A 16,196-nucleotide genomic window follows, 5' to 3' on the forward strand; every position below is an offset into this window, starting at 1 on the left:
GTCCATGATTCTGTACTACTCTGAATTAGAGTCTGCTGCAGTGTTCTTCCGCAGGGTCTTGTCATATCTGTAGCAACGATGTGGCTGTTGCTTATCGTTTTCAGGAGGTCATCATGGAACTTCACATGCATTCGCATCACCTGGAGCGTCGCTTGCCGGACTGGCCGGCGGCAGCCGTTTCCGGTTTTGCCGCCGGTGCGGTCGTGATGGTGCTGGAACTGGTCTGGTCAAGCCTGTTCATGGATACCAGTCCCTGGGTCACTTCGCGCATGGTTGCCGCCATCGTCCTCGGACCGGATACGATGCAATCGAGCACATTCAGCGTCGGCGTGGTTGCGGTGGCGCTTGCCACTCACTATGTGCTGGGCATCGTTCTCGGACTGATCCTGGCCGCCATCGTCGCGCCTTTCCACTTTGACTCCAGCATCGGCATGATACTGCTGACCGGCGCTGTGTTCGGCCTGGCTGTCTACCTGTTCAATTTTTACGGCATGGTCCGCTTCTTCTCGTGGTTCAACGACATGCGCGGCTGGGCGACCCTGGTGGCCCACCTGATCTTCGGTATGTCGGCAGCGATCATCTATTGGAAGCTGGAACGGCCGCTGGGGCAATAACGGCCTGCAGTAACGGCCTGCATCGGCCAGGGGTTGTCGGCGGAGCGGGACTGCGGTCCCGCTCCGCCGCGGACGGGTTTCGCTTCGCTGCTGCCTGCAGCGATCAAGGGTAGTCTTCATTGCGTCTAAATCACTGCACCAGGCGTGCAGGAGAGGATAGCTATGGCCATGGCTGTTGCGCTCGTCTTGATGGTTGTCGCCTCGCTGCTGTTTCATTTTCTCAGCCCGTGGTGGGCAACGCCGCTGGCGTCTAACTGGCGCCAGATGGACGATACGCTCACCATCACGCTGGTTGTCACTGCCGTTTTCTTCGTTGCCATCAATCTGTTCATCGTCTACACGCTGCTGCGCTTTCGCCATCGCGAGGGGCGGCGCGCTGCCTATCAGCCCGACAACAAGAAACTCGAACACTGGCTGATCGTCGCCACCAGCATCGCCATCATGGGTTTGCTGGCGCCTGGCTTGTTTGTCTACGCCGCTTATGTCACGGTGCCGGCGAATGCGCTGGATGTAGAAGTGATCGGCCAGCAGTGGCAATGGCGCTTTCGTTATCCGGGAGCCGGCGGCAAGCTGGGGCGTTCCAGCATCGACCTGGTCAGCGCCGCCAATCCGTTCGGCATCGATCCGCGCGATCCTGCCGGCCAGGACAATATCCTGGTCAACAACAACGAACTGCACCTGCAGATCAACCAGCCGGTCAGGATGCTGCTGCGTTCGCAGGATGTGCTGCACGATTTTTACGTGCCGCCGTTCCGCGCCCGCATGAACATGGTGCCAGGCATGGTGACCTCGTTCTGGTTCACGCCGAACAAGCTCGGCCGCTATGAAGTCTTGTGCGCGCAGCTGTGCGGCGTCGGCCATTCGGGCATGCGCGGTTATGTGGTGGTGGAGGACGCCGCCGGTTTTCAGAAATGGCTGAAGGCGCAGCCGACGTTTGCCCAGACCATGGCGCCGCCGGCGCCGGTGGCAGCCGCGGCTGCAGCGCCGGCAGCCGGAGCCGCAACTGGCGAAGCCCTGGTGGCGCAGGGCAAGGCGCTGGCGGAATCCAAGGCTTGCGTCGCCTGCCATACGGTGGACGGCAGTCCGCGCGTCGGCCCGACCTGGAAAGGACTGTTCGGCAAGACCGAAACCATGGAAAACGGCTCCACCGCGACAGTGGATGAAACCTACCTCAAGGATTTCATCCGCAATCCGCAGGCGCGCGTGGTCAAGGGTTTTGCGCCGATGATGCCGAAGATAGAGATGAGCGACGCCGAACTGGAGGCGCTGGTGGCCTACATCAAATCCTACGGCACGCCGGCGGCGACCCAGCAGGCGCAGCAGCAATCCGCACCATCCCGCTAACCGAGGAACGCCATGGCATACACCGAGCACAACGCAGAGCATGCGCAACATGATCATGGCCCCCAAGGCTTCTTCCGGAAATACGTCTGGAGCCAGGACCACAAGGTGATTGCGGTCCAGTACGCCAGCGTCGCCATCCTGGCCGGCCTGGTGGGGGTCGGGCTGTCCAACCTGATGCGCCTGCAGCTGGGTTTCCCCGGCAAGTTTGCTTTCATCGATGCGCCGCATTATTACCAGTTCATGACCATGCACGGCATGATCATGGTGATCTACCTGCTTACCGCGCTGTTCCTCGGCGGTTTCGGCAACTACCTGATTCCATTGATGGTGGGCGCGCGCGACATGGTTTTTCCTTACCTGAACATGCTGAGTTTCTGGGTTTACCTGCTCTCCGTGATCGTGCTGATGGCGAGTTTTTTCGTGCCGGGCGGGCCGACCGGCGCCGGCTGGACGCTTTACCCGCCGCAGGCGATCTTGCCGGGCACGCCGGGTTACGAGTGGGGCATCATCCTGATGCTGGTGTCGCTGCTGATTTTCATCGTCGCCGCCACCATGGGCGGCCTGAACTACGTCACTACCGTGCTGCAGGCGCGTACCCGCGGCATGACGCTGCTGCGCATGCCGCTCACGGTGTGGGGGATTTTTGTCGCCACCATCCTGGCGCTGCTGGCTTTCCCCGCGCTGTTCGTGAGCGGCATCATGATGCTGCTGGACCGCACGCTGGGCACCAGCTTCTTCATGCCCGCGCTGGTGTCGATGGGGCAGGTCAGCGGCTACAAGGGCGGCAGCCCTTTGCTGTTCCAGCACCTGTTCTGGTTTTTCGGCCATCCCGAGGTATATATCGTTGCCTTGCCGGCGTTCGGCATCGTGTCGGACCTGATCAGCGTACACGCGCGCAAAAGCATCTTCGGCTACCGCACCATGGTGTGGGCGATCCTGGCGATCGGGGTGCTGAGCGTAGTGGTGTGGGCGCACCATATGTTCGTCAGCGGCATGAATCCGTATTTCGGATTCTTCTTCGCCACCACCACGCTGATCATTGCGGTGCCTACCGCCATCAAGGTCTATAACTGGGTGCTGACCTTGTGGAACGGCGATATCCACCTGTCGGTGCCGATGCTGTTTGCGCTGGCTTTCATCAGCACTTTCCTGATCGGCGGCCTGACCGGGCTGTTCCTGGGCAACGTCAGCGTCGATATTCCTTTGTCCAATACCTATTTCGTGGTGGCGCATTTCCATATGGTGATGGGTGTGGCGCCATTGCTGGTGGTGTTTGGCGGGATCTATCACTGGTATCCGAAGGTAAGCGGCCGCATGCTTAACGAAGTGCTGGGAAAAATCCATTTCTGGGCCACGTTTCTCGGCACTTACGCCATCTTTTTCCCCATGCATTACCTGGGCATCCTCGGCATGCCGCGCCGCTATTACGCCTTCGACGGCTATAAATTCATCCCCGATTCGGCCCACGCGCTCAACGCCTTCATCAGCGTGGTGGCGCTGACCGTGGCGACGGCGCAACTGGTTTTCATCTTCAACCTGGTCTGGAGCGTGTTCCGCGGCAAGCCGGCTGCGGCGAATCCATGGCGGGCTGCATCGCTGGAGTGGCAGACGCCTGAGACGCCGCCCGCCCATGGCAACTGGGGCGAGCAGCTGCCGGTGGTGTATCGCGGCGCTTATACCTATAGCGTGCCCGGCGCCAAGGAAGATTTCATCGCGCAAAACGTGCCGCCGGTAGCCGGCGACGCCGAGTCGCTGGTGGTCAAGGAGACCTACGCATGAGGACGCTCGATTCAAATTCGGCCGCCATCCTGAAACCGCCGGCTGCCGGCTACGTGCGTTATGGCTTTGGCGGCGAGGGCATGCCGCCTGACTTGCACGATGCGGCTGTCAGCGCAGCCTTGTGGGTATTCATCGGGGTCGCCACATCGCTGTTCCTGCTTTTCCTTGCAGCCTATGGCATGCGGATGGATGCCGGCGACTGGTCGCCGCTGGCGATGCCTTGGCAGCTCTGGCTGAGCAGCGGCTTGCTGCTGCTTGCCAGCGTGCTGTTGCAGCTGGCGGCAACGGCGGCCGGCACGCTTCATCTGCGACGCGCCCGTTCCTTGCTGGCGGCGGCCGGCGTGTGCGGTTTCGCTTTCCTCGGCGTGCAGCTATGGGGATGGCAAGCGCTGCTGGCCATCCATGTGACGGCCAGCGGCAACCCGGCCGCCAGTTTCTTTTATCTGCTGACAGCCATGCATGGCTTGCACGTCGCGGGCGGGCTGGTCGGCTGGGGCATGGCCGCGCATGGCGCCTGGCGCCAGGATGCCAGCCGCCTGGCCCGGCGCATCCGCTTGTGCGCGCGTTACTGGCATTTCTTGCTGGCGCTGTGGGTGTTGCTGTTTGCTGCATTGGGCTGGCTGACGCCGGAGCTGGTGCGGATGGTCTGCGGTACGCGCTAAGGAGGACATATGAACACGACAACTGCACCATCGCCTGCAGCAGCGCCGGCCACCGGACGCTGGCGGCAGCTGGTGGCGGACTGGTCGTCGGACCAGCAGGCATTCCATGTGTCGTGGGGCAAAGCCATGATGTGGATTTTCCTGCTGTCGGACACCTTCATCTTCAGCTGTTTCCTGACCGGCTACATGACGGTGCGCATGGCCAACACCGTTCCCTGGCCGAATCCGAGCCTGGTGTTCAGTCTCAATATCGGCGGCGTCGAAGTGCCCTTGCTGCTGATCGCGATCATGACTTTCGTTTTGATCAGCAGCAGCGGCACCATGGCGATGGCGGTCAATTTCGCCTATCGCCGCGAGCGCGTGCGCGCAGCCATCCTGATGTTCGTCACTGCCGGATTCGGCGTGTGTTTCGTCAGCATGCAGGTGTTCGAATGGAGCAAGCTGATTTTGCAGGAAGGAGTGCGGCCCTGGGGCAACCCGATGGGCGCGGCGCAATTCGGTTCGACTTTTTTCATGATCACCGGTTTCCACGGCTTGCACGTTACCGCCGGCGTGATCTACCTGATTACGGTGGCGGTGCGCCTGCTGCGCGGCCGTTATGACGCAGTCGGCAAGACCGGCGGGAATTACCAGATCGTCGAAATCGCCGGCCTCTACTGGCACTTCGTCGACCTGGTCTGGGTTTTCATTTTTGCCTTGTTCTATCTTTGGTAGGTGCGCTCATGACTTCCGCCACAGGACAACAACATCCGATCAGCCTGTACCTGAAGATATGGGGCCTGCTGTTCGTGCTCAGCACGCTTTCCTATCTGGTCGACTACTTCAATTTCCACAGCTACCTGCGCTGGACCCTGATCCTGGCCCTGATGCTGATGAAGGCGGGACTGATCGTCGCCTTCTTCATGCACATGGCCTGGGAGCGCCTGGCGCTGGTGTTCGCCATCCTGATACCGCCGCTGTGCCTGCTGGTGCTGGTGGGGCTGATGGCGACCGAAGCCGACTACACTTTCCTGACCAGGCTTTCGTTCTTTCGCTGAAGTTTGAGTCAAAGTTTGAGTCAAAGTTTTATATACCAGCGCTGCCTGTCCATCGCATACACGATCAGCCACCAGGCAGCGACAAACGTCGCCGCGAACACCAGCGAGGCAACGTAAGGACCGGCCAGCGGCGTGATCCAGCCGGCGAACCATCGTTGATACAGTGCTTCCTGGCCGAGGCCGGGCAGCACGATCTGCATCAGCTCCGAACCGGCATACGCGGCCACGGCATTGAGGCCGAAGCGGCGCCCCAGTGCCGGCCAGTTGCGCTGGTCCACCAGCCAGTGGAACAGCAGCAGCGCCAACGTCGCCCATCCGGCGCACCACAGCACAAACGATGAAGTCCACAGATTCTTGTTGAGCGGCAGCGCCAGCGACCACAGCGCACCTAGCGCCAGCGCTGCGGCCGCCCCGATCAGCAGCCGCTGCAACCGGTCCTCGCGCAGCCAGCGGCCGACGCACAAGCCGAGCAGGCTGGTCGCCAGCGACGGCAATGTGCCGAGCAAGCCTTCGGGATCATGGCCACGGCCGCTGGCGGCGTCGACCTGGTAGACGAAATGGCCGAACAGGGCGCTGTCGCTGCGGCTGGCCAGGTTGATCCATGGCTCCAGCGAACCTCCCAGCGCCAGCAAGCCCCAGTAGCCGAGCAAGATCGCGGCGACCAGGTTCCATTGCGTGCGCGGCCTGGTGTAGATCGAGCACAGGGCGGTAGCGGCGAAGCACAGCCCGATGCGCTGCAGCACGCCCGGCAAGCGCAGGTGGGCGCCGGGCATGATGAGCCAGGCCAGCATATTGATCAGCAAGCCCAGGGCCACGATGCGCAGCGCCCGCAGCATGGCGGCGCGCGCCAGCGCCGATGGCGCGGCGCCTTGCGCCAGGCGCGGTTCGATGCCTAGCGCGGTCGATACGCCGACCACGAACAGGAAGAACGGAAACACCAGGTCGGTCGGGGTGCAGCCGTGCCAGGCCGAATGTTCCAGCGGGGCGTAGACATGGCCCCAGTCGCCGGGGTCGTTAACCAGCAGCATCGCGGCCACGGTGCAGCCGCGCAATGCATCAACCGACGCCAGGCGGCGCGTCATGGAGCGGCAAACCGTTGTAATGGGCAAGGCATGATGTCCCCGAGTGTTTTTATCCGGCAAAGATAGCAGAGTTCAAAGCAGCAGCAGCCAGGCAATCAAGGCCGATATGGCAAGGAAGGGAAAGGAATACAGGTGGAAGCGCAGCCAGAGGTGGCGTTCGGGCGCCATGCGCAGCGCGATGATGTTGGCCAGCGAGCCGGTCGCCAGGCCGAAGCCGCCGGCGTTGACGCCGTATGCGATCACCTTGTAGGCATCGGAATAATTGACCAGCAGGATTGTCGCCGGCACGTTGCTGATGGCCTGGGAGCCGAGCAGGGCTGTCATGAACAGTTCAAGCCGGGAAAACTGCGGGATCGCCGCCACCCAGTCCTGGATCAGATGCCATTGCGTCAGCAGGCGGATATCGATGAACATCAGGATGAAGACCAGGATCAGGCTCCAGTCGACTTTGGTGATGATCTCCCGGCAAAACAGCAGCGCCGCGGCCGCCACGCCAAGCAGGCCCCAGCCCGCGTGTCCCAGTTCCACCGAGGCCAGGAACGCCAGGTAGAGCAGCCCGCAAATGCGCAGCAGCCCGACCCGGTAGGAAGCCGGATTGTCTTCCAGCTCGACATGTATGGTTTGTTTGGGAAAGCAGAACCAGGCCGTCAGCAGCAACAGCAGGAAAACCGCCAGCGCCAGCGGCGCCATCTGCCAGGTGAAACTGGCAAAGGACAGGTGCGAACGCTGCCAGAGCAGGATGTTTTGCGGATTGCCGATCGGCGTCAGCAGGGAGCCGGCGTTGACCGCCAGCGCCTCGAAGATCACCAGGCGGCCAATCGGCAAGCCGCTGATGCTGCCCAGGCCGATGGTCAGCGGGACCATGATGAACAGCGCGATATCGTTGGTCAGCACGGTGGACAGCAGCGCGGATGCCGACACCAGGAAGATCGCCAGCACGCGTTCCTGCTGCAGCCGGTTGATGACGGTCCGTCCCAGGTGTTCCAGGTAGCCGCTGACTTCGATGCCCGTGGTCAGCAGCAGCATGCCGGCCAGCGTGGCGATGGTGTTCCAGTCGACCCAGCGGCGGTATTCCGCCGGCGGCTGCGGCGACAGGATGGAGAGGATGATCGCGATGGCCAGCAGCAGATGCATCAATCGATCGCGCAGGAACGGCAGGCAGATTTGCTGGATGAAAGTTGGCGCCGTGGTCGGCTCGGTGATTGCAGGCATGGATGTTTTCTGAAATGGGGGCAGATCGGCTGTTTTTGTTGTGAAAATATTATGCGGGCGTGGCGTTTTACGAGGCCGGCACTCTGGCATAATTGCTTCCCGCGCCCTTGAAATTTGCAGCGGCGACCTTATTTTAAATGCACTTCCTTCCCATTCCGGAGTTTTCTACATGAAACGTATTTTCTTGTTCCTTGCTACCAATATTGCGGTGATGGTTGTGATGAGCATCGTGCTGTCGCTGCTGGGCGTAGACCGTTTCCTCACGCGCAGCGGCTTGAACCTGCCGATGCTGATGGTGTTTTCGCTGGTGGTCGGGTTCACCGGTTCGATTTTCTCGCTGCTGATCAGCAAGCAGATGGCGAAATGGTCGACCGGCGCGCGCGTCATCACGTCGCCTTCCAATTCGACCGAGCTGTGGCTGGTGGATACGGTCGCCAAGCTGGCGCAGCGCGCCGGCATCGGCATGCCTGAGGTGGCAGTCTACCAGGGCGATCCGAATGCGTTTGCCACCGGTGCTTTCAAGAATTCGGCGCTGGTCGCGGTGTCCACCGGCCTGCTGGAAAGCATGACCAAGGAAGAAGTGGAAGCGGTGCTGGGCCATGAAATCGCTCATATCGCCAACGGCGACATGGTGACCATGACCCTGATCCAGGGCGTGGTCAACACCTTTGTGGTGTTCCTGTCGCGCGTCATCGGTTATGCTGTCGATCGCGCTTTGTCGCGCGGCAATAACGACGGCCCTGGCATCGGCTATATGGCCACGGTGCTGGTGTCGCAGATCGTGCTGGGGATAGGCGCATCGCTGATCGTCGCCTGGTTCTCGCGCCATCGCGAATTCCGCGCCGACGCCGGCTCCGCCAAGCTGCTGGGCAGCGCCTTGCCGATGCAAAGGGCGCTGGCGCGGCTGGGCGGGGTTGAGCCGGCGACATTGCCGGAATCGATGGCGGCATTGGGCATCAACGACAAGCCGGGTTTCATGGCGCTGTTTTCCAGCCATCCGCCGATCGAACAACGCATAGCTGCGCTGCGCGATCCGCAAGCAACAGCCTTGTAATCTTAATTTGCATGCAAGGCGGCGCTGGCCTTCGGTCAGCGCCGTTTTTCATTTTCCAGAATAGCGAGCCATGAGCCAGTTTTTCCAGATTCATCCGGATAATCCGCAGCTGCGCCTGATCAAGCAAGCGGTGCAGATCATCCAGTCCGGCGGCATCGTCGCCTTGCCGACCGACTGCTGTTATGCGCTGGTCTGCCAGCTGGACAACAAGGACGCGGTAGACCGGGTGCGGCGCATCCGCGGCGTCGATGACAAGCACCACCTGACCATGCTATGCCGCGACCTGAGCGAAATCTCGCTGTACGCCAAGGTCGACAACCGCCAGTTCCGCCTGTTGAAAAACGCGACGCCGGGGGCCTATACCTTCATTCTCGAAGCGACCAAGGAAGTGCCGCGCAGGCTCAGCCATCCTGCGCGCAAGACCATCGGCCTGCGCGTGCCGGAGCACAGCATCGTCAACGCCGTGCTGGAAGAACTCGGGCAGCCGCTGATCGGCACCACCCTGATCCTGCCGGGCGCGGAACAGGCGCTGACCGATCCGGAAGAAGTACGCGACCAGCTGGAAAAACAGATCGAGCTGGTGATCGACGGCGGCGCCTGCAGCCTGGAGCCGACCACGGTCATCGACCTTACCAGCGACGAACCCGAGCTGATACGCCAAGGGCGCGGAGACGCCGGCCTGTTTGGTTTGTAATGCTGCATGTGTGGGGCGGCCATCCGCGGGGCGGCCATCCGCGGGGCGGCCATCCGCGGGGCGGCAGTCCCACGCATGCGCATTGCTTGTCTTTTTGTAATTTTCCGCCAGCGATACAGTCCGATACAGTTCTTTTGTCAGATGCTGCATCGAGCTTTAACGCCCCTCTGATAGAATCCCGCCCATGAATGATCTTATCCAAACCGTCGCAGTGTATGCCTTGCCCGTGCTGTTCGCCATTACGCTGCATGAAGCCGCGCATGCTTACGCCGCCAAGTATTTCGGCGATTCGACCGCCGCCATGCTGGGCCGCATGAGCCTTAACCCGGTCAAGCACATCGATCCTTTCGGCACTATCCTGATTCCGATACTGCTGTATTTTTCCACCGGCGGCGCCTTCCTGTTCGGTTATGCCAAGCCGGTGCCGATCAATTTCGGCCAGCTGCGCAAACCGAAGCGCGACATGGCCTGGGTGGCGCTGGCGGGGCCGGCGGCGAATTTCGCGATGGCGCTGATCTGGCTGTTGATGTTGATCGGATTGAACGTGTTTCTTCAGCAAGGAGAACACGATTTCTTTGTCCTGATGGCGCGCGCCGGTATCCTGACCAATCTGGTGATGTTCGCCTTCAACCTGTTTCCGGTGCCGCCGCTGGACGGCGGCCGCATCCTGACCAGTTTGCTGCCGAATAAATATGCCTACAAATTTGCCCAGATCGAGCCGTATGGTTTCTTTATCGTGATGGCGCTGGTGCTGTTGAAAGTCTTGTATTTCTGGATGACCCCGGTAATGGCGATCGCCAGCGGCGCCCTGCAATTACTGGTGTCGCCGCTGTTATTCTTGTTAAACTGAAATTGCTCCCTCTTTTCTGACCGCTCACACTGACTATGTACCCTGACCGTGTTGTCTCTGGCATGCGCCCCACAGGCGCCTTGCATCTTGGCCACTACCACGGCGCCCTGAAGAACTGGGTAAGGCTGCAATCCGAACTGCCTTGCCTGTTCTTCGTCGCCGACTGGCATGCGCTGACCACGCACTACGACGATCCGAGCATGATCGAAACCAGTACCTGGGACATGCTGATCGACTGGCTGGCGGCAGGCGTCGATCCTTCGCAGGCGACCTTGTTCATCCAGTCCAAGGTGCCGGAGCATGCTGAATTGCACCTGTTGCTGTCGATGGCGACGCCGCTCGGCTGGCTGGAGCGGGTGCCGACCTACAAGGACCAGCAGGAAAAACTGACCGACCGCGACCTGGCGACCTACGGTTTCCTCGGCTACCCGCTGCTGCAGGCGGCCGACGTCCTGATTTACCGCGCCAGCCAGGTGCCGGTGGGCGACGACCAGGTGCCGCACATCGAAATGATGCGCGAAATCGCGCGCCGTTTTAACCACCTGTACGGCAAGGAAAAGGGCTTTGAAGAGAAAGCCCAGGAAGCCGTCAAGAAGCTGGGCAGCAAACGCGCCAAGCTCTACAACGAGCTGCGCACCGAATTCCAGCAGCGGGGCAGCGAAGACGCCCTGGGGCAGGCCAAGGCCATGCTGGACGACGCCCAGAACCTGTCGATGATCGATCGTGAGCGCCTGTTCGGTTTCCTGGAAGGCAGCCGCAAGCTGATCCTGTCTGAGCCGCAGGCGCTGCTGACCGAAGCGTCGCGTTTGCCGGGGCTGGATGGGCAGAAAATGTCCAAGAGTTATGGCAATGCCATCGCCCTGCGCGAAGACAAGGATGTCGTCAGCAAGAAGGTGCGCACCATGCCGACCGATCCGGCGCGCGTACGCCGCACCGATCCCGGCGATCCCGATAAATGTCCGGTATGGCAGTTCCACCTGGTGTATTCCGACGATGCAACCCGCCAGTGGGTGGGCAAAGGTTGCCGCAGCGCCGGCATCGGCTGCCTCGAATGCAAGCAGCCGGTGATCGACGCCATCATCCGGGAACAGGAGCCCATGCACGAGCGCGCCCAGCAATACCTGGACGATCCGTCGCTGGTGCGGGCGATTGTGGCGGACGGCTGCGATCACGCGCGCAAGCTGGCGCAGGACACGATGCGCGACGTGCGCGAGGCGATGGGCCTGAGCTATAGCTGAGCCCGGATCCCATCAAATTGAATCAATGCAACCGATAAGCGGGCAAGCGTGCCGATAAGTCCGGTATCTCCCTGGGTCAGACGCTTCGGCGGCCTGCTGCCTGCCGGCCTGGTGCTGGACCTGGCTTGCGGCAACGGCCGTCATGCCGCGTGGCTGGCGCAGCGCGGCCTGGAGGTGCTGGCGGTCGACCGCAATCCCGAGCTGCTGGCGGAGATAACGGCGCCGGGCGTACAGACCCAGCAGATCGATCTGGAAACCGGTCCTTCGGAGCCGCTGTCGTCGCTGTTCCTGCCGCAGCGCTTCAGCGCCGTGGTGGTGACCAACTACCTGCACCGGCCCTTGTTTCCCCTGATACTGGCCAGCGTGGCAAGGCAGGGCGTCTTGCTATATGAAACGTTTGCCGCCGGTAATGAGCAATTCGGCAAGCCGTCCAGCCCCGATTTCCTGCTGCAGCCCGGCGAATTGCTGGCGCTGCTGGCAGCCGATGCCGCAAGCAGCTGGCGCGTGCTGGCTTTCGAAGACGGTTACCTGGCAGGGCCGAAACCGGCCATGGTGCAGCGGATTTGCGCCGTCAAGCAAGCCGGGGCCAGCGTTTCAGCCTTGCGCATCGCATGAGGAATCCGGCGCAGCTTATGGATAAATTGCCAAATGGCAATTGTATTTGTAACCTGTTTTACAAGCGGAAATACCCACAGCCACTGTGATCCGCTACAATCAGTCTTTTATTTTTTCGCATTTACGATCATGATCAAGGGCAGCATTGTTGCAATCGTTACTCCCATGCATACCGACGGCAGCCTCGACTTGCCAGGTTTGCGCAAGCTGATCGACTGGCACATCGCGGAAGGGACCGACGCTATCGTCATCGTCGGCACTTCCGGAGAATCGCCGACAGTCACCGTGGAAGAGCACTGTGCCTTGATCAAGCTGGCGGTCGACCATGCGGCCAAACGGATTCCCATCATCGCCGGCAGCGGCGGCAATTCCACCGCGGAAGCGATCCAGTTGACCCGCTTCGCCAAGGAAGCCGGCGCCGACGCATCGCTGCAGGTGGTGCCTTACTACAACCGGCCGACGCAAGAAGGCATGTACCAGCACTTCAAGAAGATCGCCGAATCGGTCGACTTGCCTATCATCCTGTACAACGTGCCCGGCCGCACCGTGGCCGACATGAGCAACGAGACCATCCTGCGCCTGGCGCAGGTGCCGGGCATCATCGGCGTCAAGGACGCCACCGGCAACATCGGCCGCGGTTCCGACCTGATCCGCCTGGCGCCGCCTGAATTCGCCATCTATTCCGGCGATGATGCGACCGCCATGGCGCTGATGTTCTGCGGCGGCAAGGGTAATATTTCGGTGACGGCCAACGTCGCTCCGCGCGACATGCACCTGCTGTGCGTGGCGGCAATGGATGGCAATGTCGCCGAAGCAGTCAAACTGAACAACAAGCTTTTGCCGCTGCATAATAAATTATTTGTTGAGCCGAATCCTTTGCCTGTGAAATGGGCTCTCACGGAGATGGGCATGATGTCTGACGGGATCCGTCTGCCGTTGGTGCCGCTGGCTGCCGAGTACCACGCAACGGTACGGGCCGCGCTGCGTGAATCGGGTGTATTACAATAAACTGCGCTGACAGGCGTTTCCATTTCTCTCGTTTTTTTGATCCTGTATCCACATGACTATTCGCAAGAACATTTCATCGACTCAAATCAGTCTCACACAACGTGGCGTTGTCATCGCTTTGGCGCTCGCCGGTCTGGCAGGATGTTCGTCGATCAGTTCGGTGCTTGAGCCGGATCGCATCGATTACAAAAGCGCAGGCAAGGTAACCGCGCCGAAACTGGATATCCCGCCTGACCTGACCCAGCTGCAGCGCGAGAATCGTTATGCGATTCCTGAATCCAACGCAGGCACCGCCACCGCTTCCGGCTACAACCTGGAGCAGGGCGTGACGCGCCCCGCCGAAGCTGCCGCGGCAGTCGCGCCGAATGCCGCGCCGGACATGCACATCGAACGCGACGGTTCGCAGCGCTGGCTGGTGGTCAACGCCACTCCTGACAGCCTGTGGCCTAAGGTCAAGGATTTCTGGCAGGATTCGGGTTTCCTGATCAATGTCGAAAATCCGTCGACCGGCGTGATGGAAACCGACTGGGCGGAAAACCGCGCCAAGATCCCGCAGGATTTCGTGCGCAACACGCTGGGCAAGGTATTCGATTCGCTGTATTCGACCGGCGAACGCGACAAGTTCCGCACCCGCCTGGAACGCGGGCCTAACGGCACCACCGAAATCTACATCAGCCACCGCGGCGCGGAAGAAGTGCTGTCCGGCGCGCAAAAAGAATCGAGCATCTGGACCGCGCGCGCTCCCGATCCACAGCTGGAAGCAGAATTCCTGTCGCGCCTGATGGGCCGCCTGGGTAATGACGAAGTGAAAGCCAAGGCAGCAGTCGCCAATGCGCCATCGCTGCAAGCACGTTCCAAGCTGGTGAAGAATGCCGCCGGCGATTACGTGCAGGTTGATGAAGGTTTCGACCGCGCATGGCGCCGTGTCGGCCTGGCGCTGGACCGCGTCGGCTTCACCGTGGAAGACCGCGACCGCACGCAAGGCTTGTACTTTGTGCGTTACGTCGACCAGGACGCGGACGCCAAGGACAAGAAATCGGACAAGGGTTTCTTCGCCAAGCTGTTCAGCAGCTCGGATAGCGACAAGGCAAAGAATGCCGCCAGCTACCGCATCCTGGTCAAAGGCTCTGACGCCGGCAGCCAGGTCGCCGTGCTGGACAAGGATGGCAAGCCTGAACTGTCGAAGACTTCCGGCAAGATCCTGGCTTTGCTCAACGAACAGCTGAAGTAAGCTGACTCGCAGTCGTAGCGCGCAATGCGGCTGTCTTCCTGTCACCAGAGCTACCCTTGAAATTCGCAAGCCTGGGTAGCGGCAGCGAAGGCAACGCATTGCTGATTTCAGCAGCGTCAGGCAGCACCGCCACCAACGTGATGCTTGACTGCGGCTTCGGCATTCGGGAAACCGAACGCCGCCTGGCCCGCCTGGGCCTGGATGGCGCCGCACTCTCTGCAATTATCGTCACCCACGAACACCAGGACCATATCGGCGGCGTTTTCAAATTCGCCCGCCGCCATCGCTTGCCTGTGTGGCTCACCTACGGTACTTATCAAGCCTTGCGCCAGGACAGCACGGACGGCGTCGCGGTCTGTTTCTGCCGTGACAGCGATCCCTTTGCCGTCGGTAATCTGCAGTTAATTCCATATACGGTCCCGCATGATGCACGCGAGCCGGTCCAGTACGTCGCCACCGACGGCGATCGCCGGCTGGGCGTGCTGACCGACGCCGGCAAGCTGACCGAGCATCTGGTGCAAGCCCTGGGCGGCAGCGATGCGCTGGTGCTGGAATGTAATCATGATAGGAAGATGCTGAGCGATTCCGCTTATCCGCCATCGCTCAAGCGCCGCATCGGCGGCGAATACGGCCATTTGTCGAACGATGCGGCGCGCGAAATCCTGGCGGCGCTGGATCAGTCGCGCTTGCGCAAGGTGGTTGGCGCGCATTTGAGTGCGCGTAACAATTTGCCTGAGCTGGCGTATGCGGCGCTGTGCGGCGCCCGCTGCAGCGAATCGGTGGAAGTGACGATAGCGTGCCAGGAAGAAGGCTTCGGCTGGATAGAGATGTAGTGCGCGGCATGGCGCGCGAGCGATGCGCCGGTTCGATATTTACCGGAAATTTTCAGCAATAAAAAAGCCGACCCAGGGGTCGGCTTTTTTTAAGCAACCAATGATTACTTGGAAGCAGCAGGTGCGGCAGCAGCTTTAGCAGCGTCAGCAGCAGCGTCAACAGCTGTGTGAGCAGCATCAGCAGCAGCGGAACCAGCGGCAGCAGCAGCGGAACCAGCAGCAGTTGCAGCGTCAGCAGCAGCCGAACCAGCGGCAGTTGCAGCAGCAGCAGCGTCGGATGCAGCGGATGCAGCAGCGTCAGCAGCAGGAGCAGCGACGGATGCAGCAGGAGCAGCGTCAGCAGCAGGAGCTTCGTCTTTTTTGCCGCAAGCAGCCAGAGTCAGAGCCAACAGGGATGCGATCAACAGTGTTTTTTTCATGAATGTTCCTTCAGTAGTAATCAAAAATTTTGCGATGAATAATTACCGGTAATTATCGCTCTACAGGATGTTTTCGCAGTGCTTTGCCGGGACTGCGCATCGCGATGCAACAAAAACTTTCCAGCTCAGAATTATAGCTGGAATTTGTTAAATATGACATTAACGGTTTGCTATTTGGTAAGAATTTGTATCAATGCAACAGCGCTGTCGCGTGTCCAGGTAAACGTTGCCAGCTAGTCGGTGACAGGTATCTGCTGTACTTATTCAATTTGTCGCTGAATGCGCATTTGCCGTCGCTGCATGACTAGTCGCGGCAAATGTGAATGGATATCCGCTTTTGGCAGCTTATTTGTTAAATAGTGTGAATTGCAGATAATGTTTATGGCGACCGGATTAAATATTAACTCCGGTATTTGTTTTATTATTAATGGCATTAAAACAAAGTTATATTTATTCTATAACTAAGTTTCAGATGTGGTTTCTCGCAGTTTCTCGCAGTTCCTTATTCGCGGCTGCTTATTTAA

17 protein-coding genes are annotated in these 16,196 nt (G+C 60.3%); 14 read left to right on the plus strand and 3 right to left on the minus strand.

Annotated elements, in window-relative coordinates; translation table 11 throughout:
- The first annotated feature begins 113 nt into the window (after window positions 1–113).
- The 6 genes from BM062_RS00425 to BM062_RS00450 all read left to right on the plus strand — a co-directional run bounded on the left by BM062_RS00425 (window position 114) and on the right by BM062_RS00450 (window position 5,436).
- On the plus strand, window positions 114–614 hold the full coding sequence (locus tag BM062_RS00425; protein WP_092391980.1) for a hypothetical protein: 501 nt from the start codon (window positions 114–116) through the stop codon (window positions 612–614).
- A gap of 162 nt (window positions 615–776) precedes the next feature.
- The gene (locus BM062_RS00430) at window positions 777–1,958 is read left to right on the plus strand and encodes a cytochrome c oxidase subunit II (RefSeq protein ID WP_092391982.1); all 1,182 of its coding nucleotides are present in this window, start codon (window positions 777–779) and stop codon (window positions 1,956–1,958) included.
- Window positions 1,959–1,970: 12 nt separating this feature from the next.
- Window positions 1,971–3,737, plus strand: a complete 1,767-nt coding sequence (locus BM062_RS00435) for a cytochrome c oxidase subunit I (RefSeq protein ID WP_092391984.1) — start codon at window positions 1,971–1,973, stop codon at window positions 3,735–3,737.
- Window positions 3,734–4,399, plus strand: a complete 666-nt coding sequence (locus tag BM062_RS00440; protein WP_092391986.1) for a cytochrome c oxidase subunit 3 family protein — start codon at window positions 3,734–3,736, stop codon at window positions 4,397–4,399. Before BM062_RS00435 ends, BM062_RS00440 begins: the two co-directional genes overlap by 4 nt.
- 9 nt (window positions 4,400–4,408) lie before the next feature.
- A complete protein-coding gene (locus BM062_RS00445) occupies window positions 4,409–5,113 on the plus strand; it encodes a heme-copper oxidase subunit III family protein (RefSeq protein ID WP_092391988.1) in 705 nt (234 codons plus the stop codon).
- An 8-nt stretch (window positions 5,114–5,121) separates the two neighbouring features.
- The gene (locus BM062_RS00450; protein ID WP_092391990.1) at window positions 5,122–5,436 is read left to right on the plus strand and encodes a cytochrome C oxidase subunit IV family protein; all 315 of its coding nucleotides are present in this window, start codon (window positions 5,122–5,124) and stop codon (window positions 5,434–5,436) included.
- Between the two features lie 20 nt (window positions 5,437–5,456).
- Here the strand turns inward: BM062_RS00450 and BM062_RS00455 are convergent, their stop codons facing one another.
- On the minus strand, window positions 5,457–6,545 hold the full coding sequence (locus tag BM062_RS00455) for an acyltransferase family protein (RefSeq protein WP_254784842.1): 1,089 nt from the start codon (window positions 6,543–6,545) through the stop codon (window positions 5,457–5,459).
- Between the two features lie 45 nt (window positions 6,546–6,590).
- Window positions 6,591–7,730, minus strand: coding sequence for an SLC13 family permease (locus BM062_RS00460; protein ID WP_092391994.1), 1,140 nt, complete (start codon window positions 7,728–7,730; stop codon window positions 6,591–6,593).
- 169 nt (window positions 7,731–7,899) lie between these two features.
- Here BM062_RS00460 and htpX point away from each other — a divergent pair, with 169 nt between their 5' ends.
- From htpX to BM062_RS00500, 8 genes are all read left to right on the plus strand, one after another.
- Window positions 7,900–8,784: a protease HtpX gene (gene htpX, locus BM062_RS00465; protein ID WP_092391996.1), complete on the plus strand. Its 885-nt coding sequence runs from the start codon at window positions 7,900–7,902 to the stop codon at window positions 8,782–8,784.
- Window positions 8,785–8,854: 70 nt separating this feature from the next.
- Window positions 8,855–9,478 (plus strand): L-threonylcarbamoyladenylate synthase, encoded by a 624-nt coding sequence (locus tag BM062_RS00470; protein ID WP_092391998.1) that lies wholly within the window; start codon window positions 8,855–8,857, stop codon window positions 9,476–9,478.
- 184 nt (window positions 9,479–9,662) lie between these two features.
- Window positions 9,663–10,328: a site-2 protease family protein gene (locus tag BM062_RS00475; RefSeq protein WP_092392000.1), complete on the plus strand. Its 666-nt coding sequence runs from the start codon at window positions 9,663–9,665 to the stop codon at window positions 10,326–10,328.
- A gap of 35 nt (window positions 10,329–10,363) precedes the next feature.
- Window positions 10,364–11,566, plus strand: coding sequence for a tryptophan--tRNA ligase (locus BM062_RS00480; protein WP_092392002.1), 1,203 nt, complete (start codon window positions 10,364–10,366; stop codon window positions 11,564–11,566).
- A 48-nt stretch (window positions 11,567–11,614) separates the two neighbouring features.
- Window positions 11,615–12,181 (plus strand): class I SAM-dependent methyltransferase, encoded by a 567-nt coding sequence (locus tag BM062_RS00485; RefSeq protein WP_092392004.1) that lies wholly within the window; start codon window positions 11,615–11,617, stop codon window positions 12,179–12,181.
- A 129-nt stretch (window positions 12,182–12,310) separates the two neighbouring features.
- Entirely contained in the window at window positions 12,311–13,189 is an 879-nt protein-coding gene (gene dapA / locus BM062_RS00490; RefSeq protein ID WP_092392687.1) for a 4-hydroxy-tetrahydrodipicolinate synthase, read from the plus strand.
- A gap of 52 nt (window positions 13,190–13,241) precedes the next feature.
- Window positions 13,242–14,420 (plus strand): outer membrane protein assembly factor BamC, encoded by a 1,179-nt coding sequence (gene bamC / locus BM062_RS00495; protein WP_092392006.1) that lies wholly within the window; start codon window positions 13,242–13,244, stop codon window positions 14,418–14,420.
- Window positions 14,421–14,476: 56 nt separating this feature from the next.
- The gene (locus BM062_RS00500) at window positions 14,477–15,253 is read left to right on the plus strand and encodes an MBL fold metallo-hydrolase (protein WP_092392008.1); all 777 of its coding nucleotides are present in this window, start codon (window positions 14,477–14,479) and stop codon (window positions 15,251–15,253) included.
- A 104-nt stretch (window positions 15,254–15,357) separates the two neighbouring features.
- On the opposite strand, the gene BM062_RS00505 is transcribed toward BM062_RS00500, so the two are convergent.
- Window positions 15,358–15,672, minus strand: coding sequence for a hypothetical protein (locus BM062_RS00505; protein WP_041741578.1), 315 nt, complete (start codon window positions 15,670–15,672; stop codon window positions 15,358–15,360).
- Between the last annotated feature and the right edge of the window lie 524 nt (window positions 15,673–16,196).

Origin of the sequence: Collimonas sp. OK412, from assembly GCF_900112135.1 — a bacterium.
Lineage (GTDB): Bacteria > Pseudomonadota > Gammaproteobacteria > Burkholderiales > Burkholderiaceae_D > Collimonas > Collimonas rhizosphaerae.